This window comes from Enterococcus ureasiticus (assembly GCF_001730285.1).
Lineage (GTDB): Bacteria > Bacillota > Bacilli > Lactobacillales > Enterococcaceae > Enterococcus_L > Enterococcus_L ureasiticus.
On the sequence record NZ_MIJZ01000016.1, the window covers coordinates 61740 to 87207 of the forward strand.

Genomic DNA, 25468 nt, shown 5'->3' on the forward strand with positions numbered 1-25468 from the left:
GTTTCATTTTTTTCAGACCTCCGCAACAAAAAATGGTCAAAACGCTATTTAAGGCTCTTTTTTTATTTTTTATTCTCTTATTTTGCTATATTTTGGAAATGATAAGTGAAAAAGATGGTAATATATATCTAAAATATTTAATATAATATCTAAAGCATACTTTTTTAATATATTTTTCCATCAAATTAAAATCGTATAAAAAGGAGGTGTATTTTTTGGAAAAGGAGTTAACGTTAGAATCTTTTCTAACCAGAATAGAATCTAGACGATTTTCGATTTTAAAACTTTTTGAACAAGAACATAAAAATTCACTCTCAGTTGAAAAAATTTCGCTCAAATTAGGATTGTCTGAACGAACCATCAAAAGAACCATTATAGATATTCAATCTGATATTGAAACATTTGGTTTCAAAGACAACATTAGCCTAAATCTCTATATAGGCAATAATAGTAAACTCTACTGTTCTCTTCATTATCAACTTACTTTTTCAATGCATTATATGTTGAGGGAGTATCTCAAAAATTCGATTTTTTTCTTAATTATCAAAGATTTGTTTTTTGACTCTTCATTCTCAATAAAAAAAGCCATTGACAAATATTTTGTTACAAATTCAACGTTAAGAAGATATCTAAAGAAAATCGACAAGGAATTACACCCTTTCAATTTGAAATTATCTATCAAAAAGGAGCTGACTATTACTGGGGATGAGGCAACTATTCGACTATTTTATACCTCTCTTTTTTTTGAGGTATATGAAGGAGAACAATGGCCGTTTTCTTTCATCTCACAAAAAGAGGTCAATGATTTGCTAGATCATTTCCCTCAAGACATATACAGTCCAGTTAAATACGCAAAACGAACTTATTTTCAATTATTTCTAGCCATTTCAATTTTAAGAATTCGAAAAAAAGAAAAAATCGAAAATAGAATGCTCTTTTTTACTTATCAAAATGAGACCGAGCATCAGCATTTTCTTAAGGAAGTTGAATTTATTAAACTTTTATGTCCAATGATTCCTGTTACCCAACTTCAAATTGAGTTAGCGTTTATGCATAGTCTAGTTCTATCTTATGGCCCTTATTCAAATTCTAAATCGATTTCCCATTTTTTTATCAAAAATCCCGAGCTCGCAAAATCCAACTTTTTTGCCAATGTCTTACTTTGGGTCAATGAGATAGAAAAATATCTTTATGTGCCTCTGTCGCTAGAAGAAGAAAATGATTTGATTTATGCAACATGTATCTTGTATTACCGATTAAAATTGTTCAAGCAGTTTAATTTATCTGCTGATAAAAATTGGATCGAAGAATCAACTTTAGATAATACATTTAAGTTTCAAATAGATTTATTACGAGGAATTCTTTCAGATATTACAAAAACAACGATCCTTTTAAAAATCAATGAACATCATTTGAAGTTCCATTATATTGAAACGTTGTTTTCGTGCGTTGATGTGACAAAGTTTATGCCGCCGATTCATTTAGTACTCTTTTCTAGGCTTGGTCAAACGATGAAAAGATACATTTTGAATTACGGAGATTTATTTAATAATTTTAATTTATCATTAATTGAAGGTGAAAAAGAGACTGTCGATGTTGTGATATCAGACCGTCCCATTTCGAAAAAAAACTTTTCTTATTCAGTTACAGAACAAACAAAATACGTTTTATGGCAGGAATTTCCTACAAAAAAGAACTATGAAGATTTAAAAAAATTGTTGATACTTATTTGCAAAGACAAACTCCCTTTCGATGTTTAGCATTTTTTGCATAAACCATTCTCAAACTATTGCCATCTCTAAATAAGCAACATAAATATTGTCATTCATTTAACAAAAAACAGGAGGAACATAATGTATAACATAGGAATAGACTTTAAATTAAAAAAAGAGTTTGCTTCATATATAAATGTCTTGGAAAGTACTGATTACTCAATTATCGATCTTGCAAATAAACAGTTGGTTCAGGATCTAGATATTATTTTGATTCAAGAAAATACCAGTAAAGAGTTGAAAGACATATGTGAACAAATTTTGATACTCAAAGCTGAAACAAATGCGCTTATTTGGGTTCTATCTACTAATTTTAATCAAATAAATCGTGTCATTTATTTACAATTGGGCGCAGATCTTGTTATAGATCTTGAACAAGAAAAAACAGAATGTTTTATCTTACAACTCAAAAATACATTAAATAGATTACAAAAAAACGAACCTTTAATAGATGCTGCTGAATGCACAGAACAAAAAAGTAATTCTAAATTGGAATTATATCCAGATTGCCTTAGAGTAAGTATAGGTGATCAAAAAAATATCCAACTCACTCCTTTAGAATTTTCAACATTAGCTATTTTAAAAAAACATGAAGGGGAATTATTGACTTACGAAACACTTTTTCACGCTATTTGGGGGGATCTTAATGAAGATAAACAGTATAGAGTGAATAATTTGGTTTTTCATTTAAGAAAAAAAATCGAGAAAAACACTAAAAACCCAGTTTTTATTAAGACTATTCGATCTAGGGGATACATGCTTGTGCTTTAGGTGATATAAAAAGAGCCTAAAAGAAGTATTTAATCTTGAGAATTTATAACGCGGGTTTCTGATTCCTTTTTTATTCAAATTCTATGTGACTGGGACACAATTCGTTGAGTTTGTCCCAGTCTTTTTTTTACTTTAGTGATAAATATTTTTTAAATTAGACTTTTTAGCCTTACTATCTTATGATTATTGTATTGATTTATCTACATGAAATAAGGAGTGATCGTTAATGAAGGCATTACTCAATAGAGAATTCGTATTTCGCTTAGAAGTATTAAATAACCTTTCTAGAGAACGTAAAAATAGTACATCTATTTCTGATTATGCTAGTCTGCTTTCTAAAGATAGAAGAACTATTCTTAAAAACATAGAAGCTTTAAAAAACGACATTACGCATTTAGGCTGTGAAAAATACATTACGATCATTTCAACTGATGAAAGTACCGTTTTTGTTGATATTACACCAGATTTTGACACAAACTACTTTCTTCTTTATTATCTAGAACAATCGGTTCTATTTAACCTTTGTATCGAAATATTCAATGGCAATTTTGTCGATTTACAAAGTTTTGCTACGCAACATTTTTACAGTTATTCCACTGTCTACAGAAAAGCAAAAGAGTTAAATCATTTATTACAACAATATGATTTGATTTTAGATTTAAATACCACAACTTATATTATAGGAAGAGAACAAAATATTCGCTTCTTCTTTTTCACTTTGTTTTGGGAGTCTTACAAAGTTTTAAAGTGGCCTTTTAAGGATATTGAGTATAATGAACTTAAAAAAATACTAGAAGAACGTAATCCTGAAATGCTACAATTTTTAATAAAACCCAATATGGTATTTATCTGGTTTGCTGTCACAATTACTCGTATAACAAATGGCTACATTATTAATGAAGAATATGACTATACCGACTCTACATTTCCTATGCTCTCTAGAGAAAAATTTTTGAAATTTTTTTCTAATTTCACTAAAAATTATCCTAAGCTAGAAATATTAGACGAAGCCAATTGGAACTATGAAGCGAACTTTTTGTATTTTACACTTTTGACAAGTCAAATATACCCTTTAAAACTGATTCCAACGTTGAAATTAACAAATTTTGTAGGCGTCAAAATGAACAATTCAAATCTGATTACTGAACATTGGATCAAGCAATTTATGGCTAAATTTGATATTTCACTGGATATTAATGAATATTTTTATCTTTATTATAATTTACTCTCACTTCACAACAGATATCTATATTTACCAGGTCCTGTTGAAATTATCAACATCTTCAACGATACTTCTTATGCAAATATGGATTTGTTTATCGATCATGAGCTTGTTACAACTTTTTTGAATGATCTTTTTTCTGATCCAATCATCGCACCTTTAGAGTCGCAGAAACAATCGTTGATCAACTTTTATTTATTACTTATTTCAGAGTTAATGAATAATAAACGTCCTGTATTGCATATTGCCATTTTTGCACACTCAAGTGTGTTTCAAAAAGATTTTTTTGAAACGATATTGATCAAGCACCTTTCATTTCCAATCAATTTCGTTTCTTACACTGCAAAAGAAATTGACTTTTTGATAACCGATGTTAGTTTGTCTGGATTTCTTCATAAAGAAATACCTACATTTGTCTGGAATTCAACTATTGAACGAGATAAACTCAACAGACTAATTTCTTACTTAAATATGGTTTATACAAAAAAATACAAAGTCCAATCCCGATCTACAAAAGATTAGCTAGTAATTGAATACCTTATCCTCTGTTTAGTAATGCGGAGGATAAGGTATTCTTTTTTATCTTCTATTTCAAATGATGTAAAAAATAACGTCACTTATTGAAAAATGAAAATGCATATTTTTTTGAATTATTATTGTATGATAAGCTTCAAGTCACAAAAAAACACTCTCTTATTTTTATTATAGATAAAAAACCAATGGAGGAAACCTATGCAAGTAAAAATAAAAATTTATCCTTTTATACTAGCTTTATTCGTCTTTTTTTTTCTTTTTGTTCCTATTGAAGCTACTGCTCAGTCCACTCAATCTAGCTTCAGCGTCATACCTCATTATCCAAGCCAACAAGCGATTGATGTCAACGGATATTATGATCTTAACGTAAAAAAAGGGGATGAGTTGACTCTACGTTTTTCACTTAGAAACCCATCTGATAAAGCCATTATTATCACCAACACAATAAGTCCAGCTACAACAAATAAAAATGGTCAAATTATTTATGGGCCATCTAAAAATTCAGGGCGCTCTTCAGCTAAACACAATCTAGCTGAATTAATTGACGGCCCCACAGAGACTAACGTTCCTGCAAATGCCACAACCGATTTAGTTTTGCGTTTAAAAGCTCCTAATGATGAATTTGAAGGAATCCTTTTAGGAGGTATTGAGTTTGAACAAAAAAATGAAAAGTCAGATACCCAAATAATTCAAAATATTGTTGCTTACGATATTCCGATTTTATTACGACAAACGACTCAAGAAGTACCTCTTTCTCTTGCTTTTGATACGCTAAATTCAAGTAAATTATCAGATAAACAACTACTGACACAAACAATTTATAATTCAACTCCTACGCTTGCTAAAAAAGGATCTATTGTAACCGAAATTCGTAAACAAAATACCACTGACATTTTATACAAAGAAACCAATGATGATGTCAATTTTGCTCCAAATTCTTCTATGGATTTTGATATCTCTGTGCAAGACATCCCTTTATCCGCAGGAACTTATACAGCCAAAACAATCGTTCAATTTGGTGACCAAAAATGGGAAACAACAGACTCCTTTAAGCTTGATACCCCTGTTGGACGAGCAGATACAACATCCAATATTATAAGCAATAAAAACAAAAATCTTATCTACCCATTAATTATCATTATTCTAATCGTTATTATCGCAGCCTTATTGTATAAAAGCCGCAAGACCAGAACATAGATCGCCATTTCTTCTATCGCGAGGTGCATATTATGAAAAAAAGAATTTTATCAAACATACTATTTAGTTTTTTATTTATTCCGTTTATATCATGTAGTAAAGTTGATGCTACTATAGTTGATTCTTCGTTCCCTGAACCTAAAATGACTACACAAAGTCCAAATAATCGAAGTATATCAGACAAACAAGATAGTCGTCCAAACACAATAGAGACACAAGAAACGATAACAAAAGACAGTTCCCAGCAAATAGATAGTCTTAATTCTGCTAATAACGACATCGACAATGGAATCTTACATTCCGATATAACGAAAAAGGCAATTGAAAAGCTACAAGGTTTAAAAAATCAGTTAGAACAATCAAAAGGAATAGGCATCTACATAGGAGACGAGCTCACTATTCCAATCGATGGAAATATTCATTTAAGCTATACTCTTTCTGATCAATCAGTCGTTACTTATGATGGCATGCTTTCGTTTGAAAAGCCAAATTATCAAAACTTTCCAAGTACAAAAACTGAATTCATTGAACAATCTTTAAAGATTACTCGAGAACGAGAAGCTTTAGACAAAAAGTTTTATGAAACGGTTTCTGCACGATGGCGTTTTATTGGTACAAAATCCTTTAACGGTGAAAAACGATCTAATATTACTATTGATCAAGTTGATAATACTTGGGAATACCCATTATCCACTTCACTCGTTTTGAATGTGGATGTTCCGCCACTACTTGTTGACGCGCCAAGGGGTACTAGCAAAGACAATCCCATCTTAATCGAAAAAGGCACCCCTGTTAGCGATGATCCCAATGACTATTTCCGTGTAATATCAAGTGGCTATGAACCAACGATCGAGTGGCATGTTCGACCAGATTTTACTAAAGAAATTGCGTTCACTGCTGAACTCGGTATTAGAGATAAATTTGATCAATATTGGACTGTGAATGGCCAAAGTTCCGTCACTATTTATTTTAAGGTCGTTGATGATCCTCCAGAATATTTAACCTCTTTAACGACTGAAATTTCTTATATCGATATTCAATTTGAGAATGGTATCCAAGGAATACGTGTCGACAATAAATTAGATGCAGACGTTAATACAATCTTACATTCCATTCCTGCACAGCTAAACTATATGCGTTTTTCTTTTCCTGGTGAGTTTTCATTACTCGCTGAGTCAATCAGTCTAGAAGCCATAGCGAAAGACACCCATCAGAAAATCCCTATTGGCAAAGACGAATACTCTCTCGCGACAGCTGGAAACACCTTTTCTCTGACAAATCTTTCTAAGCGAATTGAAATGTTCTATGCTCAAGAAGAACTGATTATTCATTACGACTTAAAAAAACATACCAGACTTACTAGAGAAGCTTATTGTGTATTTGAAACAAACTATAGCCCTCAAAATAATGAAAATGATACAGTAAAAACACTAACTAAAATTCAAGAACCTGAAAGCACATTAACGTTGACAGTTCCTGAAACCTTAGATTTTGGAAAAATAGAGATTGGAAAAAATACACCAGCCACTTTAGCCTCTGTTTCACCTGAAAGCCTTTCTATCACAGACAATAGAAAGCAAAAAAGCAACATTAAATTATTAGTTGATTTGTCAGTACCACTAGAAGAATTGGATGGGAACAAAGAACTGATTGGGGGCCTTTACTTAGATGAAAGAGCGTCTAATCCTTTAGGAGAATATGTTTTCTATGAAGGAATTATAAAAGAAAATGAGGGAGATACTTTTGATTTGACTGATCAATTAATCAAAAATTTACGCTTGACCATTCCAGAAGCTGGGCAAACTGGAATGTATGAAGGAACAATAAAATGGACTCTCATCTCGGCAGAACCTTGATATGATTTTGCCTGAAATAGATGAGATAAAACAAACTTGATACCTTTACGATGTTTAATGTTCTGTTTATTCACGATACGATTCGAGATAAGAAGAATGTATCGTTTTAAAAAAATTAATTGAATTGGAGAGATGATTTATGAACAATAATAAAAAAATTACAAGTGTAGCCTTAACTATTTTAAGTGGGCTGTTTTTTTCCCCGCTAACAATGCATGCGACTGAAAGTGTGAATAAAAATTCCAAAGTAAATGCTGAATTGATTGGTGGTACTCTATCCCTTGGTGATTTATCAACTGGTGTAGCTGATATGAGTTTTTCAGGGACTATAGACGGAGCAAATAAGACGTTAACTGATGCAAATAAAGATACCACTAAAGTTACTGTAAATGATTTCCGTGGTTTGAATGATGGTTCGTGGGAACTTAGCGTTCAAGAGGAAATTCCAACGGATAAACAAGGTATTTCATACGGTCTTGATAAGAATTATATGAAACTAGCTGTCAATCTTCAAGGTGAAAATACTACATCCACTGGACAAAAAAACATTACTAGCTCTGCAATCAAAGTAGCCTCATCAGAAAACGATGCTGCACGTGGAACCCATTCATTGTTATTAAACGGTGAATTAGGTATTAATGAAAAAACCAAAGCATTAAAAGGTGAGCTAACGACTTTGAAATGGACCTTAATTGGTGAACAACCGTAAACCAATCTTCTTGTATAAGCTGCTTGCCCGAATGCATCATCAATAGCAGAAACAATTCGGTCCTGATGTGTACAGTCTACTAAATACTCTACTATAGTGATTATGGAACAGCAACTATTCAAAACTACTCGTTTGGGTATGCATTCAAATAAAAAAAGATCGAAAATCTCATTCACGATTTTCGATCTTTTTTAGCGGAATCTCTTTATTAGAAATTAATAATTAGTAGGTGATCCAAACCTCATTCACCCCGCCGCCTTTGTTTTGACCATCCGTTAAGGCCAAACGAGAAGAATAAGACAGATAACCATACAAGTTTTGACTTCCTCCATTGTTATCCCACTGAATAGTTATTTTAACGTTAGGATTGATTGTCTTCGTACTTGGCATCCGCATTGGATATAAAGTATCCGTATTATAACTTAAAATATCTCCTGAGGCGTTTGCAATTGTTGCTCGTCCAAAATATTGTGTACCATCATAATTACTTTGAGTGACTCCTCCATTTGTAGCAATCGTTAAGCGGCTTTGTCTTTGGTTATTTTGTGAATAGTAAAACGTATACGTATTCGCCCATTTAGCCAAATCACCAGTAAAGGTTGAAGGATCGTCATTTGCTTGTACTTTCTCAGTTGAATTTTTTTGCTCCTGAAGACCTTTATTATTTAAATTTGCTAATTTCTCTACTGCTTCTTTGATTGTTTTCCATTCAGGTTTACCCAAGGCACTTACAGGAATTGACGCTAATTTCAATTCAGATTCCTTATACTTTCCTTCGATATTTAACTCTTTTGCTGCTTTGATGATTTCATCATAATTTTCCAAATCTTTTTTCGACGATGTTGTTTCTGTTTGACTACTATCTTTCGTGGTTGAACGAGTTTCTGTTTGACTACTTCCCGCAGAAATCTCAGTATTATTATTCGGTTTTAAATAGATAAATAAAATTATTCCAATTATAATACCTAAAAGTGCTACTATTGCCCCAATTAATAGAGGCTGTATATTTTTTGAATTAGCTTTAGGTTGATTCATTTGATAACTCTCGTTTGTTGCTGTATTTCCATCAGCAGGAGTGGTTTTTTGAGAACCGATCGCATCAAGCGGCGTCCCACATTGTTCACAAAAATTAGAACTATCACTGTTTTGAGTATGACAGTATTTGCATTCTTTCATAAGTAACATCCTTTCTTATAACATTCAACATTGTTCATTTATCCGTTTTTGATGGATTGTTGATAATTCTCATAAACGACTTCAAAAAACTTCACTTCGACCACATTTTGATATGGAAGAACATAAAAACTAGCTAAATTGAATGTCATGATCGTTAGAATGGTCCAAAAATAAAATGAAAATCTTAGATAGAACCATTCAAGTTTGTAGCCATGCATAATTCTTCTACTAAGTGTAATCGCTTCTGATGCAGTCAAATTAGGCTGCTTTTCTAATAAATAATTCGTCATAGAATAAGATGCTAACTTCACGATCCCAGGAATTAAAAACAATAACGACCAGCAGAACTGATAAAATAGCATTAAAATATTCGCTTTAACTATTCGGTTTTTTTGATAGTTCAAAAAGTAAACGATTATTTTGATTCCATCAGCTTTTTGTCCTCTCAAACTGAAAATAGCACACCACTTCATAACCGCTTCAAATAAAATTCCAATAACAAGTAACATTATGAACGCCAGTATAAAAATAAAGACCCAAAAAATGCGAGAAATCCCTGAAAAAGCACTTCCTCCATAGCCATTTTGATACATAACGACTTGATAATAAGCGAGGTTCATTTTTACCATTGAAAAAGAAAAGATAAAAAATAAGATCATACTAATCAGAAAATAACTAATAATACTTTTAAACCACTCTCCATAGCGACCTGCCAGCTTTTTTTGAGCTTCCATTTTTAACTCATAGCGAGTAATATTGGTTCCTTTAGCATACGGAAGCTGCAATCGTCCCGCTGCATCAACATTCACATTCCCAAATTGCTCTTTGATTACTTTAGACAGTGGCAGTTGTTCTACGCTTTTTTGTGTTAAATCTGCTCCACACTTGGGACAAAATTTAACGTTTTCTCCCAATTCAGAACCACATGATGAACAATATTTCATTTTTTCCCTCCATTTTTTAAAATTTTTCAAATGCTTGTAAAGCAAATGCCCCAATTGCTTCTCGTATTGCTGAACTATCATAAACGTCATTTGTTAAAACAACGATAGCAAATGGTTTTGTTGAATCAAGAACTAGTCCGATATCATTTTCAACAGTGTCTAGCTCCCCAGTTTTATTCGCTACTTTGACCTCAGAAGGTAATTGGCTAGGAATCTTGGTTCTAACTGTTTGCCCACTCATGATTGTTAACATCTCTGAATAGGGCAATTCATTTTGATGAGCAACTATTTTCTTTAAAAATCCCATACAATCTGCCACTGATGTGTAGTTTTCTATGCCATTTATCCTAGCTTGCTCATCCAGCATCTTTCTTTCCAATTTAGTCTCTTTATAGCCCTGATCTTCAAAATATTGATTTAAATGACTCATGCCCAAAAATTCAATCAGTCTGTTCGTCGCCTGATTATCACTTATTTGAATCATTCGCCGCACCAATTCTTGGGTTGTTTCTCCGTCAATTTTTTCGTCTAAAGCAAGTTCATTTTCGTAAATATATGACATTATAAATACTTTGATGACGCTAGCTGCGATAAAGGGCTCTGTATTTTGATTTGTTATATACTCGTCCTCATTGAAGGAATAAACACCATATCCAACTTTTCCTGCATTCGAAAATAATTGAGATGCATCTAGTTTAGGGTGCACATTAGCTTGAGATTTAATTGGTTTGCTTGAGTTTTCTGCTGTCGAATCTAGTTGATTTGCTGTTGAAGAACCATTGCTTTGATTCACCGATTTTTTAGTAGTTTTGGTATTGATAGTGTTAGATTGATATTCAAAATCTTGACTCGTTGATTCCTTGTTTTTAATAGACAATGAAATTAAAACAACAACTGTTACAATGATTGAACTTAAAAAGAGAACAACGTACTTTCTATTTGCTTTTTTTTGTTTCAAAATAAGCTCCTTGATCCTATTTAGTATATAAATATTTTACCATAAATTAAAAATATTTATATAGAGGATTACATGGCCAGACTATTTATTTCGAATTATTATCATAACGTCCTTTTAACGTAATTCGTTTTATTCCCTTATCATAAAAGTGCTTGTTTAATAAACAATCTTTTTGTCTAACTATTTAGCAAATTTTGCTTTGACTGTTTTAATTAAATAGCCATTTTCATCATAGACCGCAGTTATTCCACCCGGTTTTACAATCATAATTAACCCTTTAGATAAAAATATCTGCTCATTTTCTTTTGTTTGATAAAATAACTGTCCATCCTTGTCATAATAATATTTTTTATACTTTCCTCCTGATGAATTCCGAGTTACTTGATAAATATTTTGGATTTTTTCTATCTCGATATCTGATCTAGCCGTTGCTTCAATAAGAATCTTTCCTTTTTTATTTAATAGCCCCTCATTATGATCCTTTGTCCTAAAAATAGATAATCCAGAATCTGTAAACTTACTAAATGTATAAATCTTTTTTGTTTGGCTCTGTGTTTCAGAAAAAATCTTTTTTCCAGAACTAGTTATAATGGCTGGAAAAGCATCTTCACCCAGTTTTTGAATAGAAAACAACCCATTGCCAAGATAAAAAGGAGAGTTTTCATAACTGCCTGAAAATTTTTCGACCAACTCGAATTTTTCGTTCATCAAGCCATATTTTTCATCATGAAGTTTTCCAATTCTAACTAAAATAGTATCATCTTGCAAAAAGCCGTTAACAATAGAAACATCATCGTCTACTTCATCAGCAACTACTGTCACCACTTCACCAGCTTCATTAATAACAAGGTCATCACCATATGATATGGCTAAAGCAAGACCTTTTTCAGAAAAAGATGAAATATGTTTAAACAATAAAGGTTCTTCATCCTCATAGATTACTTTACCTTGTTGATTAATTAGGCCATACTTATCTTCTTCTGTTTTATAAATCGCTGCTGAACGTTGTGCATAAGGAAAAATCTCTGTTATTCCCATTTTCTTTGCTTCTTCTGGCGAAAAAATTAATCCTTTTTTATCGTGGACAATTCCATAACCTCCATCGATTTTAACAACTGCTAACGCCGTATCGACACCTTCTTCTTCCTGATAGTCAAAACTTTCAATACCTTTTAATAGCATCTTCCCTTCATTATTCATTAATCCCTCAGTATCGTCTTTGAAATGAACATGAGCGAAATTGGCGTTTCTAAAACTAAAACCTTTTATACTATCTGGCATATCTTTGGCTTCTTTTACAAGTGTTCCATCATTCAAAATAAGCCCAAATTTATTCAGATCAGTATCCTCATACTGACCATATTTACTATTTTCAAACGTCCTATTTTGGATTCTAAATTTTGGATTTTCTGGAAAAATTTGATAACTGTCTGTATTAAAATAAAACACATCGTACCTAGTTGTCGTATATTCCAACAACGTACTATTAGAAAACGCATCTAGTTCTTTTACACGCTCTTTTTCTCCATCCATTAAAATAGTTCCCTCAGCATCCATTAATCCCATAAAATTGTTGGACGTATAAATAATTGGACGCTCAACTATTGATTTTTCAGCTTTTTTTATCAGTTTTTCTTTATTTTCAGATTGCTCTGCTTCTTCCTTATTCGTACAGCCACTGACAAAAACACTTAACAAAAGAAATATACCTAAAACCCAACTTTTTTTATTCATTTCACCCTCCATTATCATTATTAAAAAACAACTAACTCTCTTATTCTAACAAAAAAATGAGCTTGTTTACAAGATAGGCTTTCTTTTGATCTATGTTCATTCTCACTCTTTATAATCTATCTTTTTTTCTAGTCTCAAATATTTTGTTTTCTCTTGGACGCACAAAAATAGAGGGGAAACTCATCCGTCGATAAGTTTCTCCTCAAATCTTAGTATATTATATTGCAGAGGCTTAGCTACTATTTCCCAATAACCAATCTTCTTGTATAAACTGCTTGCCCCGAATGCATCACTGCATCATCAATAGCAGAAACTAACCGATCCTGACGTGTAACAACTGGTGTCCAGTTTGTATCTACCACATCGCTAAGACTGGCTTCATCAAGCGTTTCTAAATAGGTATTCGTAAAATCAACGCTAGCTGTTAAATAATCACGTAATAATTCTTTATCTTTCACTATGACTTTAGCTGCTTGTTCGGGCGTATGACACCAATCTTGCGTATCATCTGGCAAATCCAAAGCAAATTTGGTACTCCAACCAGAATCCAGCCATAGTGGTTTCGTATTGTTAAGTTCTGAAATTTGATAATCAAGTTCTCGAGCAGTGTGCCAAATTAGCCAAGTAACTGATTTGATCAAGGGTGCCGGCATAGTATTTGCTTCGTCTACCTTCATTTGACCAAGTGTCTCTTCAAAACGTTCCTGCGCTCGTTTTAAAGTATCCATAGAAAATTGTGTAACTTTCATCGTAGATCTCTCCTTTTGTGTTTGAGATAGAAACAGCCTGTCATGTACTAGGTATCTATTAAACACTTTACTACAGTGGTTATGTAACATCAAATTTTCCAAACTTTACTATTTCAATCAGCCTATTCTCTATTTAAAATGCAGCAATTAAATAATTGATTCCTGTTAACAAAAGATAAAAACCAACTAAAAAAGCTAATGTCAACACTGAAACTAATGGGTTAAAGAATAACATAATACCAATAATGATTCCTAAAATATTGATAACAAGTGAAAACCAATAGTAGCTTTCGCTGATTTGTTTTGCAACGTCTTTGTTTGCTAAGTATCCTACTGAGTCACAGATAAACCAGATTGCAAAAACAAATGGCGAAACAACCATGCCTAATGCAAGATGGGATAAAAAGAAAATTCCAATAAGAAGATCAACGATACTAATCAGCATATGCGCAAACTTGTTTTTTATTTCTGTATTTTGATTCCGGGTAAACAAGCCAAATAGTCCTTTCCCTATGGTCAAAATTGAAGCGAATATGACCAACGCAGCTATATCATCTGCTGGATTTTGAAATGCGATGATAGAAATTCCTGTAAATAATAGTCCGATGATAAAATACTTGGCGCTAAATTTTCTTTCTGTTGTCATAACTTTTATTCCTCCGTTATTTTAATTTCAGTTGATGTTTATCAACATGATAAACGTAGTATAAAAGATACATTGGTGTTTATATTTTCATATGTTGTCGTATGAAACGAAACAAAATATGAACGAGACCTTCAACCTTTTGAATTACTGTCGAAATACTCTCAATTTTTGTTTAGCTTTCTGTGTTTTTACTCTAAAAAAAAGGCTGTTCTTCTAATAAGGGATCGTGATCAAATTCGAAGATTTATAGGTAATCTAATTTTATCTCCTTCTTGAAATGCCAAAAATAGATCCCTCACCATCTTGTACGTATCGAATAAAAAATACATTCTTCGCTGATTGGGTTTGCCCAAAAATCACGATCGATATATTGTAGTTATTTCACTTGATGATCGCTCTCTAAACAAGAACTAAAATATCTGAAGTACTAAATTCAAACTGCGAAAGAATACATGGATGAACACTATTTGAAAATTTCAGCTTAAGAATGTAGCTCTACTCGTTTTGAAGAACATTCTATTGTTAGATTACAACAGGATAATCAAACGTTTTTTCCCTTGCTAAAAAGCTGACTTTGAGCTTAAATTGCTCAAAATCAGCTTTATCTCACTTATAGAAAAGTCAGTTCAATCGAACCTTTTTAATCAGTATGTTTTTTTAAACATAAATAACTCAGCTTTGCGATAATCATAACAAATTTTGGAAAATGCTAACAACTTTCCTGAACTTAAAAATGTATCATCTCGTACCACCAATGTAGGAGCACCTATAGCCAATTTGAAAAAACTTGCACCAGGCTCAGAAAGAGGTTCACTACTAATAACTTTGTCAATAAAGCCTATCTTTATATTTTTGTTTTCTTCAAAATAGTTAAAGACGGAATCATACATTGATTCTTCTGGAATTTCTTGGATAACTGACTGTAAAAAATAGGACTTTTCAGATAGATACGGCTCGTCATCAAGTGTCCTCAAGCGATTAATTTCAATCAATTGCACCTCTTGGGCCAATTCATTATTTTTTGGTAAAAAATCAGCTTCTGCCACGCTCACGATCCGATGACTAGCGTCTATAGTTTTAATCGTTCGGCCAGGTCGTGCCATTTCTTCTGTTATTCCAATGTTATTTTGTAAGTTCAGCACTTTTTCATGGCGTTCTGGACGGATAAAAGAACCCACACCTTGCGCTTGATAAATAACTCCCATATCACCAAGCTGCGCCAAAGCTTGACGTAATGCATAACGTGACACACTATAATAGGTCATTAATTTTTGTTCACTCGGTAACTTCCCATTTTCATCTGCCAATTTACCATCTTGTATTTCATTAATCATCTCTTTGACTAATGTTTTAATATCAAGTGGATTCTTGCTTTGCATCTTTAGACACTCCTTTTTGTTAGGTCTAGTGAATATTATCCTATTACTCTACCTTATACCAGCTCATTAAAATAATACATTCCTTTTTATTATGCGTTCAATTACTTCTTTGTTCCCTCAGTTACTATACGCTTGTTGCAGTAGCTTTCGCTTGTTCATCTTGATACAATTTTCCATCATAAAATTTAATAAATGGGAACCAAATTACAAATGCCACAGCTGCACAGACGATCGCTAATACAAAAGCTCTCCAGTCACCGCCTGAACCAATAAACCCTGACAAGCCAAGCGGGGTTGGCCACGCAACTTGTGCTATCGGTGGATTGACCATGCCGAATTTGATTGCAAAATACGCTACTGACATTGAGCTCATTGGCGCTAAGAAAAACGGAATCGCTGTATACGGATTGTATACAACTGGCATCCCAAATAAAATCGGCTCATTGATATTAAACAACGACGGTACAACTGCCGCCTTACCTAAAGCGCCTAACTGAGCTGATTTTGCAAAAAATGTGATGAAGATAACCATACCAAGTGTTGCCCCTGAACCACCAATCGTTACAAAACTATTATTAAATTCACCCGCAAAAGGAAGATTCGCACCATTTTGATTTTGAACCATATTTGATAAAACAATTGGTGTTAAAAATGAAGTGACGATTGTTGCACCATGAATTCCGACTATCCAAAGTGCATGCATCAAGAAATAAATAACCAATAAACCAATCCATGTGTTGGTTAAATTCGTTACAAAACTAAATGGAATAGCGATCATTTTAAATATATCTGTTCCAAGAGCAACTAGTACGCCATTAATAATAATAACCGTCAATGCAATCAAGACAGTTGGGATAAGTGCTGTAAAAGAATTTGAAACACCTGTTGGTACAGTTTCAGGCATCTTGATCACCCATTTACGTTTCACACATAAAGCATAGATTTTAACAGCAACTATAGACATAATGATTGCAGTAAAAATACCTGTTGTACCTAGTCGAGTAACGCCACCTGACATTTCCCAACCATCAATAATTTTTTTATCATCTGTCACCACATTTACTAAAGTAGCAATTCCGCCATCAAAAATCAATTCTGGTAAACACATGAAGTAAGCCATCATAGATAATAATGCGCCGTTCATGGGATTTAGATTAATTTTTTCTTCTTGAGCTTGAATTTTTGTATACTCATAACCAAAAACAATACAAAAATAAAGTGCTAAAATCCCCATAGTTGCCATATTACCAAGCATATATAAGCTCTCAACTCGCTCAAACGAAATTTCCCATATTCCTTGCAGCACAGGAAAACTCTGAGGTAAAACAGCAATAATTAGAAACATTGAGCCTACAATTGTAAAAGGAATTGAGGCCATCCCCGCAGCCATAACGCCACGAACAATTCTAAACTGGGAAATTTTCCCCATAGGTCCCATTAAATAGTTATTCAAAAATGTAAATAGTTTGTTTTCTGAATCCATGATTATCACCTTTCTTTTTTTACATTATTTTCAAAAATTTCCATATGTCTTAAATAAGCATCTTTGTCATGTTCGATTTTCCAAACACGACCTTCAACAACTATGCTAACAAGACACCCCACGACAAGACATGTAAGCAACAACCCACGCCCTTCACTATTGATAAACGGAAAGAGTAATGGTTGATGCCCTATCAATATTGTTATGATTCCTAACAAATTACTAAAGATCTGTATAGCATATCCAGTTTTAGTAATGAACAAACGATTAGATGGATGCCAATATTTAGTGGTCTGTTCAATTATGATAGCGATGTCAATTACAATTAGCAACAACGGTAGAATAATCCAGATACTCAAAGCTGAAAAAGACAATATACTCCAATATAAATTGACAAAGAAAAATAATGCTGTAGTGTAGCGAAATAGTAAAAAGCGATTAAAATAAATACTTCTTAGCTTAGATTGTTTAATTAATTCTGTTTCAGCTGATGTATTTTTCATTTTCCGTTCCTTCCTTTTACATTTAATGAAGTCCTCCTGAATTAAACTTTTTTTGCATCATCACGTCCTTTAAAATTATTAGTAATCAATTTCAACTTGTTCGAACAAGTTAAGGATAACACATTACAGCAACAGTGTAAACGCATTCTTTCTTTTCATTTAGCTTAATAAGCGTCGTTGAATTTAGCTTTTTAAAAAAAACGAAACTTTCTAGATGATTCAGATAAATAAATGGAAATAATCTAAGAATCTTATAAGATAATTTTATTGTAGAGTACTTTGGTTAGAAATTAAAATCAACAAGTTTGAGAGGAATTTTCCTGTAGAAAGCAAACTAATTGATCCAATTCTTCAGATTTTCTTCAGCAACATTCATTGACAAAGAAGCCATATATAGTTGTTTTTGGGCTGAATACATTAAGTTCATCTTTACGGTATTAATAGTGTTAACTTCTATTAATTCTAGATTTTGTTAAGCAAGAAGTTAATTAAATATGGTACAATTGTTTTAATAATTTTAAGAAAGGGGCTTTCCAATGAATAGAGTATCTTATATTTCATTCTAAAAAAATATGGAGGAAATAAATGATAACACTAACAAACGACAAAAAAAATTTATTCGATTATTATATAAACAATTTGGCAGAATTAGCACCTTATTTTCATTTAACAACTAAACAAACTTGGAAGAAATCTTGTTTTGAAGATACTGATTTTGAAGGAGAACAAAAATTTAAAGAGTTGTTTACGGTAGTTGCTCGAGAGGATGAGCAAATTGAAGGTTTTATACAATTTGGCTTATCTAGTTATGGTTATGACGAAAATGTTGAGAAAGATTTTTTAAAACCAATTGCTGTTATTCGCCAAATTTATTTTTCAGAAAGAAAAGAAACTATTGGTCAAAAGTTGATTAATGAAGCATTGAATTATTTTAAGCAAAATAATTTTTCTCAATATTATGCCTTTTTTCATGCATTAGGAATGAGTTTTACTTCATCACACGGAAAGTTATCTAAAAATTTTGACTATATAGAAAATTTACTTTTGAATAATGGCTTTAAAATTGAACATGAAAATGTATATTACAGAAAAATTCTACAAAATGAGTTTGTAACAAAAAATAAAGTAATATTAAAACACGATTGTAACCTCAATGAATGTACAGAGAACATTACATTTTTCTTAGAGACCGAGCCCATTGGCAAATGTAATATTTTCTATCTTCCTGATGGAAAACGTGTATATCTTCGATGGATTTTTCTAGCAGATGAGTTTCAAAATAAAGGATATAGCAGTCAATCTATGAAATTACTTTGTAAATACCTCTATCAAAAAAATTGTACCGAGCTTCATACTGATACAGCAGATTCTAATTTTAGAGCACAACGATATTATTTGAAGAACAATTTTTCTGATTTAGGAAGAACTAGAAGCTATTTAGTTTAAATACTTTAACTTAGCATCATATGATTTATGTTAAGAAAATAGAAATTAAATGTTTATAACAGAAATAAGCTCGTAGAATTTATAGATCCCTTTTGCTTTGTCAAAACAACTTTTTGCTTACCTCTGGTCCTGATCATTTACACATATAGCTAAACAAAAAGAGTGATCTCGTTGCATAGGCACAAGATCACTTTTTATAATCCAAAAATTCAATTCAGAAAAAATCATTCAATCTATAAACCGATGTTTTAGGTGTTGCGGCCCCTTCACTATTTACGCTGTTAAAAATGAACTTCTTGCCATTGTTTCATTTTTTGATACAAAAAACGATATCAAAACGTATCATATACTGATATCATTTTAATTACTTTACTTTGTTGAATTTTCTTCCTATTAATTCAACAATCTTTTTAATTTCTGACAATAAATAAAACTGAATTTTATTAGTTATTGGCAAAAAGTCTATCTTCTTTAGCATTTTTGTCTTCTTCAAAAATCTGCTTCTTTGTTCTCCAAATTATGAAAATCCAGATTCAGCAGTTTTCTTTCCTTCATTTTTATCAATCAAATTCTAACTATTATATTACAGCTATTTTGGTACTTGTTCATCCACTCATCTCGTGATATTCATGTCTCTTTGTTATCAGCTTTCCATTTCCTACTTAAAACACAAAAATAGACCAATCACCAATTAAGATAACTGATCTTCGGGATTGTTCGCTCCAAAGTATTTTATATTATTCTAAAAATACGCTTATAGTCTAAATAGGTATTCTAGAAAAGTTAAATCGTCAGCATATATCCCTTGGAACGAATAGTCTTAATATATTTGGGCTTATCAGGATATTCCTCAACTTTCTTTCTTAGATGAGAGATTAAATTTGCGAGACGGAACGTGCTGTAGTTTATTTCACTTTTCCAAACACGACGAAGTATTTCATCATAAGGGACTACCTGGTTAGGTTGCTCACTCAATACCAATAACACTTTGTATTCCAATCGCGTCAATAAAACCGCCGTTTTACCAGCAATGCTAACGCCCATAATATTTGGTTGTAATACAATTGACGGCTTTTCTGATTCTGTTTTCATAACTGAATGCTTTGCATGTTTATTCATCAAAATAGCTTCATTTTTAGCTCCACTACGATCAAGCGTCGTTCTGATTACTAATGAAAATTCATCGAGATCTATTCCTGCATCAAAAATACCAGTTGCTCCTAATTGTAAATAAATAATTCGATTATTTTTTCTAGAATCTTTTGATACAATCCAGATCAGCCCTTTAGCATTATTTCTTACCTGAATAATCAACTCACATGTTCGCCCAATATTCTCAGAATTCACTTCTTCTATAATAACAGCGTCCATCCCTTTGATTTCTTCCTCCACAACTGTTTCTATGTTAAAAAATACGACCTTACATTTCTCACGCGTAAACGCTTCTATGTATCCATCCAAAGAGTACTCTTCAGATGCCAGAATTGCTACATTATACATTTTTAAAATTCCTCCTTATATTTTATCTTCTGATAAATGATACTTACAATTCAACCATTTAACTTGGATACTTCCCTAACAAAATCACTTATTTCATTATATAAATGTAATGCTTCTAATTACATTTCCTTTCATACTGATCCGATAGTCCAATTGCCTACAAGTTTCTTTGTAACATCTAGACTCTTGTTTTTAAGGGACAACAGAACAAATAATAAAATATCGATTTTTATCGTTTATATATTTACGATAATTTTTTAACAATTTTAATGCAGCTTATTCAAGCTATAACCTATTTTTAATCCGATAGATTAATGATTTTGTATGGTTGATATATAACCCTAAGAGTTATGTCCCACCAACGGCAAATCTCCTATGTAGTGTTAATTGATCGCTTCTTCAACAGTCGTATTTAGTGCTTCTAAAAAAACGCTATACTGTCTTTGGTTCGAAATTTTTTTCAAAACCTCTGTTACCTTTTTCTTATCTAATTCTGTTGGAGTATCATTCCAAATAATTAATTCTGCTTGACTATTTTTTTTCTGAATAATCTCAGAATATGACCGATTAGATATAATCAAATCGACATCTGCGTCTGTGAATGAACAAAACTCAATTTTCACATTAGTCTTGGAAATAACGATATTCTTTAAGTGTTGATTTATTTTCTCTCCAAATTGAGAAATAATCGCTACTTTGATACTTCCCATACGATAATCCGATGTCAATAGATCGTAAAGTTCTTGTTTATAGTATGATTCTATAAGTTTTCTATCTAAGTTTAGATTTTTAATCTGATCGATTTGAAACAATTCACTTGCAATGGTTTTTACAGCATTTTTCAGCAGTAGTTCCATAGAAGGATCACATTCTGGTATAAAGAGATTTTGATTTTCAAAAAAGTCTCCTCCTCCTCTGAAAACCATCAACCTAAAGTGTTGAATAACTAAGTTGGTGTACAAAGTGATTTGTTCTGAAATAGTCAAATTTACTGAAAAATTCCCATAAAATTCCCGCATCCAATAACTTGCAACGATGCTTTCTATGTTTTTATTAAGCTCTGTTCTAATTTGAGTCTGATCTTGTTCTCCATATGTCCTTCTAGGTTGAAACCCAAACAGTATCAAATAAATGAACAATACTTCTTCATCTACGCTATCTGCAGCAAAATTTTTACTTAGCAATTTAGGCCTCAACATTTTTTCCAATTCGTTATAGGCTCCTTTGTATAGATGAAATTGGCTACAATCAACACTCTTTTTCATTAAGTGAACTCTGTTGAAAATCGTACCGATCCAATAAAGAAAGAACTCCGTTTCTGAAACACTTAATTCTCTCGAATAGAAGGTTTCAATAATTTCGATATATTCAAATGCGTTTTGCTTATCATAAAATCTAAATGGCCATTCAACACCACCTAGAATATTCCAGTAAAAGCTAAAGTAAAAATATCTGATCTGCATTTCAGTACCTTTGATGTGAATCTTTTTGTTCAGTTCCAGCTCTAGCGAAAAATCACTGATCAATTCTCTAATTTCAACAATATTAGTGTAAACGACTGTATAGCTAAGGTAGCGTTCGTTTGCAAATGTTTTGATATCTACAAACTTGTTATGAAATAATTCATCAATAACTTGGTAGATAATTGAATCTTTGTAGTAATAAACCTCGATCTCTTTAATTGAGAAACCGTCCAATTGGCATAAACAGTAGCCCAAAATATTTTTATCTAGAATTTCGACATTGCTTGTCCAAGATTGCATATCTTCTTTCAGTAATTCCACAGTTCTAACCAATGTTTTATTACTGATATTTAATTGTTCCGACAATTCCTTCACACTGAAGTATCTTGTTTCAGAACTTAATATCTTCACTAATTCTATTTTTCTAGATGACATTTTATCTAATATATTAATCATGCTCCTCCCTCTTTTCTGTTATGTTACTTATTCAAATCGACATTTTTTATTATTCATATTTACATACAAACCATTTTATATGTTTTTGTTTTTATTTTTTGATTTTATTTACCCTAGAATATAAATTCTAATTCAAAAAAATTTTTTTTCAACCGATTAAAGTTTTAAAATTCCCAAACATTCAAACTTTTTAAATTTAAATTATAGGTTTTTTTCTTATTTTTATATCATCAAGTAAGGATAGATATTTTTTACTTAACCAACGGAACCCCTTTCTAAACAAGCAATTACAATCTTTTTCAAATAGTTGACCACAAGAATTTCCGAGCTAAAAAACAGGAACATTTCTTTTAAAAAAAGGTTTGTCAAATAAAAAAGCTCTTATTCTTTTCTTACTTTATCATTAGTTATGGCATTTAATTATTTAACATTATTCAAATAATTATACTTTTTTGATTAATAATGATAAATTTAAAGCATTTCATCTCACATTATTCTCTAATATAGATAAGAAATATGTACTTCATTTTAGAGAATATTTCGGAATTATTTAAAATCATAATAAAGTTTTATTGTAATTGTTTGAAATTGTTTTTATGAATTAACAAGGGCTCAGAGTGAGTCTTTTGAGGTTGTAGTTAAATATGATTTAGACAACGATATCTTTACTCATTTGGAGAAATATAATGAGTATCCAGTTGAACGGCAAGAAGTAAAGTACTGCTCTGCTGAACGCAGAACTGGCATCAATTGTATAAGATTTAAGTCACTAGTTTATAGAAAACCAGAAAGAATTTCACAAAAATTGAGTTAAAATCAAAATTTTTGTTCAATATATATGACAATCTTTTAAGAAGTAGTTACGAGTTAGGTTTGTTGTTAACAATCATTTAATTAAAATGGATAGTTGTTTATGTATCGATTTCTTCATCATTCTCATTAGGAAGAATCGTTGTAGCATATGTACTTGATGCAGCTACCACTAAAATTAATTGCATTCTTATTCTAATGGCGCTAATCAATTTATAGATTTTTCTACTAGATATTCACTTTAATATTTACTTTTTTTCACACACTACCTCCGAATAAGTGGTGGAATCAGAAGCACCCCCTTCGGAAACAAGTTAAAATTTACAAAAATTTGAAAAACAATTTCGTGAATTCCCTCTTATTTCTCGAAGCTAAATGCTTCTGTCCCAGCCTTGGCGTTCTTATCCTGTACATTTGTCTAAAGGTAAAGTGCAAAGTCGGTAATCACACACTAATTGTTGCGCTTTGAGCTAAATAACCTTGAATGATCTGATCAGTCTCTGCTTCATTGTATTTGTCGTACTGACCGATTTCATGTAGAAGCCGTTTCACTTCATAAATTGCTTTTTTTTCTTCAAACCAAAGCTTCATACTTTGATGTTTACAATTTTTTCCGTTAACTTTTAAATAATCAATTTCTACATCAAGTAGCTCCATGGTTTTTACAATCAGTTCAATCGCTTCAGCATTTGTCATTTTCTCTTTCACCTTTCAACATAGTATTAATGCGTAAAGCCTTGAACATGTGCTTCTGTTTTGTCATGATATAAAATGCGAGCGTTGTTTAAGTCTTGAACACATTGAGCAAAATCTCTAATCAAAGCATCTGCCATGTTTTGACCCAAATCTGCGCGACAAACAAATCGTTGAATCACTTGATTGCCTAGATCTTTCGGTAATGGATAAGCCGGTACTTGCCAGCCTTTCATTTGAAGACGATCTGCTAAATCATATAGTGTCCATTCTACATCCACATTTTCCTTCAATGTATAACAAACGATTGGTAAATTCTCACCATCATTATAAATATCAAACAGACCTGTTGCTTCCACTGCATTTGCAATACTTACGGCAGCTTCTTTAGTACGAGTATGAATCTCTTTGTAGCCATCAAATCCATAACGGTAGAAATTGTAATACTGTCCAATAATTTGGCTGGCACTTCTTGAAAAGTTGATCGCCATTGTTGGCATATGACCACCCAAATAGCTAACATCAAAGACTAGTTCTTCTGGTAAATACTCTTTATCACGCCATAAAACCCAACCCACACCTGGGTAAACTAACCCGTATTTATGACCTGATGTATTAATTGAAACAACATTTTTCAAACGGAAATCCCATTCTAATTCCGGATCTACAAATGGGACAAACATCGCACCACTAGCGCCATCTATATGAATTACCAGTTCATGTTCATGCGTTTGATTGTATGCTTCTGCTAAAGCGTCTAATGCTTTGATATCATCAAATTTCCCAGTGTAAGTGATACCTAAAATGCCTACAACACCAATCGTATAATCATCTACATAATCCATTACTTTATCGATATTCATGCTTAATTGTCCATTATCCATCGGTACTTCACGCATTTCGATATCCCAATAGACACAGAATTTTTCCCAACAAACTTGATACCCAGAAGAAATAATCAAATTCGGTTTTTGAGCATTAATATCCAACCCACGTTTGATTGCTTGGTTACGCCAACGGAATTTCATTGCCATACCACCTAGCATACACGCTTCGCTTGAACCCACAGTAGATGTCCCCATGATGCGCTTTAGATCTGGTGCATTCCATAAATCTGCCAAGACATTGACACAGCTGGTTTCTAATTCTGCTGTTTGAGGGTATTCTGATTTGTCAATCGCATTTTTCTCCATTGTTTCAGCCATTAATTGTGTCACTTCCGGATCCATATAAGTTTGACAAAACGTTGCTAAATTTTGGCGGGCGTTTCCTTCATCGATTAGTTGATCTTTAATCAAACGATAGGCCACTTCCGGCGCTACTGGATTTTTATGTAGACTGGTCATAATCACATCTTCACTTGATACTTTTGTTCCAAAAATTGGGGTTGCTAGATCACTTTGATTCATCATAATTTATTGCCTCCGTTGGGTTTTATTTTTTATATGTGCTATTTTTGATTCTTAC

General features: G+C 32.1%; 20 protein-coding genes. 7 read left to right on the forward strand and 13 right to left on the reverse strand.

Annotation, left to right across the window (positions count from 1 at the left end; all coding sequences use genetic code 11):
- The first annotated feature begins 215 nt into the window (after positions 1–215).
- The 6 genes from BCR21_RS14575 (at position 216) to BCR21_RS14600 (ending at position 8061) form a co-directional block, all read left to right on the forward strand.
- Positions 216–1760, forward strand: a complete 1545-nt coding sequence (locus BCR21_RS14575; protein ID WP_069647190.1) for an AcpB/EbpR/MafR family transcriptional regulator — start codon at positions 216–218, stop codon at positions 1758–1760.
- 93 nt (positions 1761–1853) lie between these two features.
- Complete coding sequence (locus BCR21_RS14580) at positions 1854–2543, forward strand: winged helix-turn-helix domain-containing protein (RefSeq protein WP_069647191.1); 690 nt, start codon at positions 1854–1856, stop codon at positions 2541–2543.
- Between the two features lie 226 nt (positions 2544–2769).
- A complete protein-coding gene (locus tag BCR21_RS14585) occupies positions 2770–4287 on the forward strand; it encodes a helix-turn-helix domain-containing protein (RefSeq protein WP_069647192.1) in 1518 nt (505 codons plus the stop codon).
- Positions 4288–4497: 210 nt separating this feature from the next.
- Complete coding sequence (locus BCR21_RS14590) at positions 4498–5496, forward strand: DUF916 domain-containing protein (RefSeq protein ID WP_069647193.1); 999 nt, start codon at positions 4498–4500, stop codon at positions 5494–5496.
- Between the two features lie 32 nt (positions 5497–5528).
- Positions 5529–7352: a hypothetical protein gene (locus tag BCR21_RS14595; RefSeq protein ID WP_069647194.1), complete on the forward strand. Its 1824-nt coding sequence runs from the start codon at positions 5529–5531 to the stop codon at positions 7350–7352.
- A gap of 139 nt (positions 7353–7491) precedes the next feature.
- Positions 7492–8061, forward strand: coding sequence for a hypothetical protein (locus BCR21_RS14600; RefSeq protein ID WP_069647195.1), 570 nt, complete (start codon positions 7492–7494; stop codon positions 8059–8061).
- A gap of 222 nt (positions 8062–8283) precedes the next feature.
- Here BCR21_RS14600 and BCR21_RS14605 read toward each other — a convergent pair whose 3' ends face one another.
- The 9 genes from BCR21_RS14605 to BCR21_RS14645 all read right to left on the reverse strand — a co-directional run bounded on the left by BCR21_RS14605 (position 8284) and on the right by BCR21_RS14645 (position 17633).
- A complete protein-coding gene (locus BCR21_RS14605) occupies positions 8284–9237 on the reverse strand; it encodes a zinc ribbon domain-containing protein (protein ID WP_069647196.1) in 954 nt (317 codons plus the stop codon).
- Positions 9238–9275: 38 nt separating this feature from the next.
- Positions 9276–10181 carry a DUF975 family protein gene (locus BCR21_RS14610; protein ID WP_069647197.1) on the reverse strand — a complete coding sequence of 302 codons (906 nt, stop codon included), beginning with the start codon at positions 10179–10181 and terminating at the stop codon, positions 9276–9278.
- Between the two features lie 16 nt (positions 10182–10197).
- Positions 10198–11139 (reverse strand): serine hydrolase, encoded by a 942-nt coding sequence (locus BCR21_RS14615; protein ID WP_069647198.1) that lies wholly within the window; start codon positions 11137–11139, stop codon positions 10198–10200.
- A 180-nt stretch (positions 11140–11319) separates the two neighbouring features.
- Positions 11320–12873: a WG repeat-containing protein gene (locus tag BCR21_RS14620; RefSeq protein WP_069647199.1), complete on the reverse strand. Its 1554-nt coding sequence runs from the start codon at positions 12871–12873 to the stop codon at positions 11320–11322.
- Between the two features lie 239 nt (positions 12874–13112).
- Entirely contained in the window at positions 13113–13622 is a 510-nt protein-coding gene (locus tag BCR21_RS14625) for a DinB family protein (protein WP_069647200.1), read from the reverse strand.
- A 133-nt stretch (positions 13623–13755) separates the two neighbouring features.
- Positions 13756–14268: an HdeD family acid-resistance protein gene (locus BCR21_RS14630; RefSeq protein WP_069647201.1), complete on the reverse strand. Its 513-nt coding sequence runs from the start codon at positions 14266–14268 to the stop codon at positions 13756–13758.
- Positions 14269–14912: 644 nt separating this feature from the next.
- Entirely contained in the window at positions 14913–15647 is a 735-nt protein-coding gene (locus tag BCR21_RS14635; protein WP_069647202.1) for a GntR family transcriptional regulator, read from the reverse strand.
- Between the two features lie 124 nt (positions 15648–15771).
- Positions 15772–17130: a PTS cellobiose transporter subunit IIC gene (celB, locus tag BCR21_RS14640; RefSeq protein ID WP_069647203.1), complete on the reverse strand. Its 1359-nt coding sequence runs from the start codon at positions 17128–17130 to the stop codon at positions 15772–15774.
- 5 nt (positions 17131–17135) lie between these two features.
- Positions 17136–17633 (reverse strand): hypothetical protein, encoded by a 498-nt coding sequence (locus BCR21_RS14645; protein ID WP_069647204.1) that lies wholly within the window; start codon positions 17631–17633, stop codon positions 17136–17138.
- A 585-nt stretch (positions 17634–18218) separates the two neighbouring features.
- Between BCR21_RS14645 and BCR21_RS14650 the strand changes: the two genes are divergently transcribed.
- Entirely contained in the window at positions 18219–19079 is an 861-nt protein-coding gene (locus BCR21_RS14650; protein ID WP_069647205.1) for a GNAT family N-acetyltransferase, read from the forward strand.
- A 783-nt stretch (positions 19080–19862) separates the two neighbouring features.
- Here the strand turns inward: BCR21_RS14650 and BCR21_RS14655 are convergent.
- From BCR21_RS14655 to gad, 4 genes are all read right to left on the reverse strand, one after another.
- Positions 19863–20579, reverse strand: a complete 717-nt coding sequence (locus tag BCR21_RS14655) for a winged helix-turn-helix domain-containing protein (RefSeq protein ID WP_069647206.1) — start codon at positions 20577–20579, stop codon at positions 19863–19865.
- A 383-nt stretch (positions 20580–20962) separates the two neighbouring features.
- The gene (locus BCR21_RS14660) at positions 20963–22498 is read right to left on the reverse strand and encodes an AcpB/EbpR/MafR family transcriptional regulator (RefSeq protein WP_069647207.1); all 1536 of its coding nucleotides are present in this window, start codon (positions 22496–22498) and stop codon (positions 20963–20965) included.
- A gap of 1254 nt (positions 22499–23752) precedes the next feature.
- Positions 23753–24004, reverse strand: coding sequence for a hypothetical protein (locus BCR21_RS14665; protein WP_069647208.1), 252 nt, complete (start codon positions 24002–24004; stop codon positions 23753–23755).
- A gap of 26 nt (positions 24005–24030) precedes the next feature.
- Positions 24031–25413, reverse strand: a complete 1383-nt coding sequence (gad, locus tag BCR21_RS14670) for a glutamate decarboxylase (protein WP_069647209.1) — start codon at positions 25411–25413, stop codon at positions 24031–24033.
- Between the last annotated feature and the right edge of the window lie 55 nt (positions 25414–25468).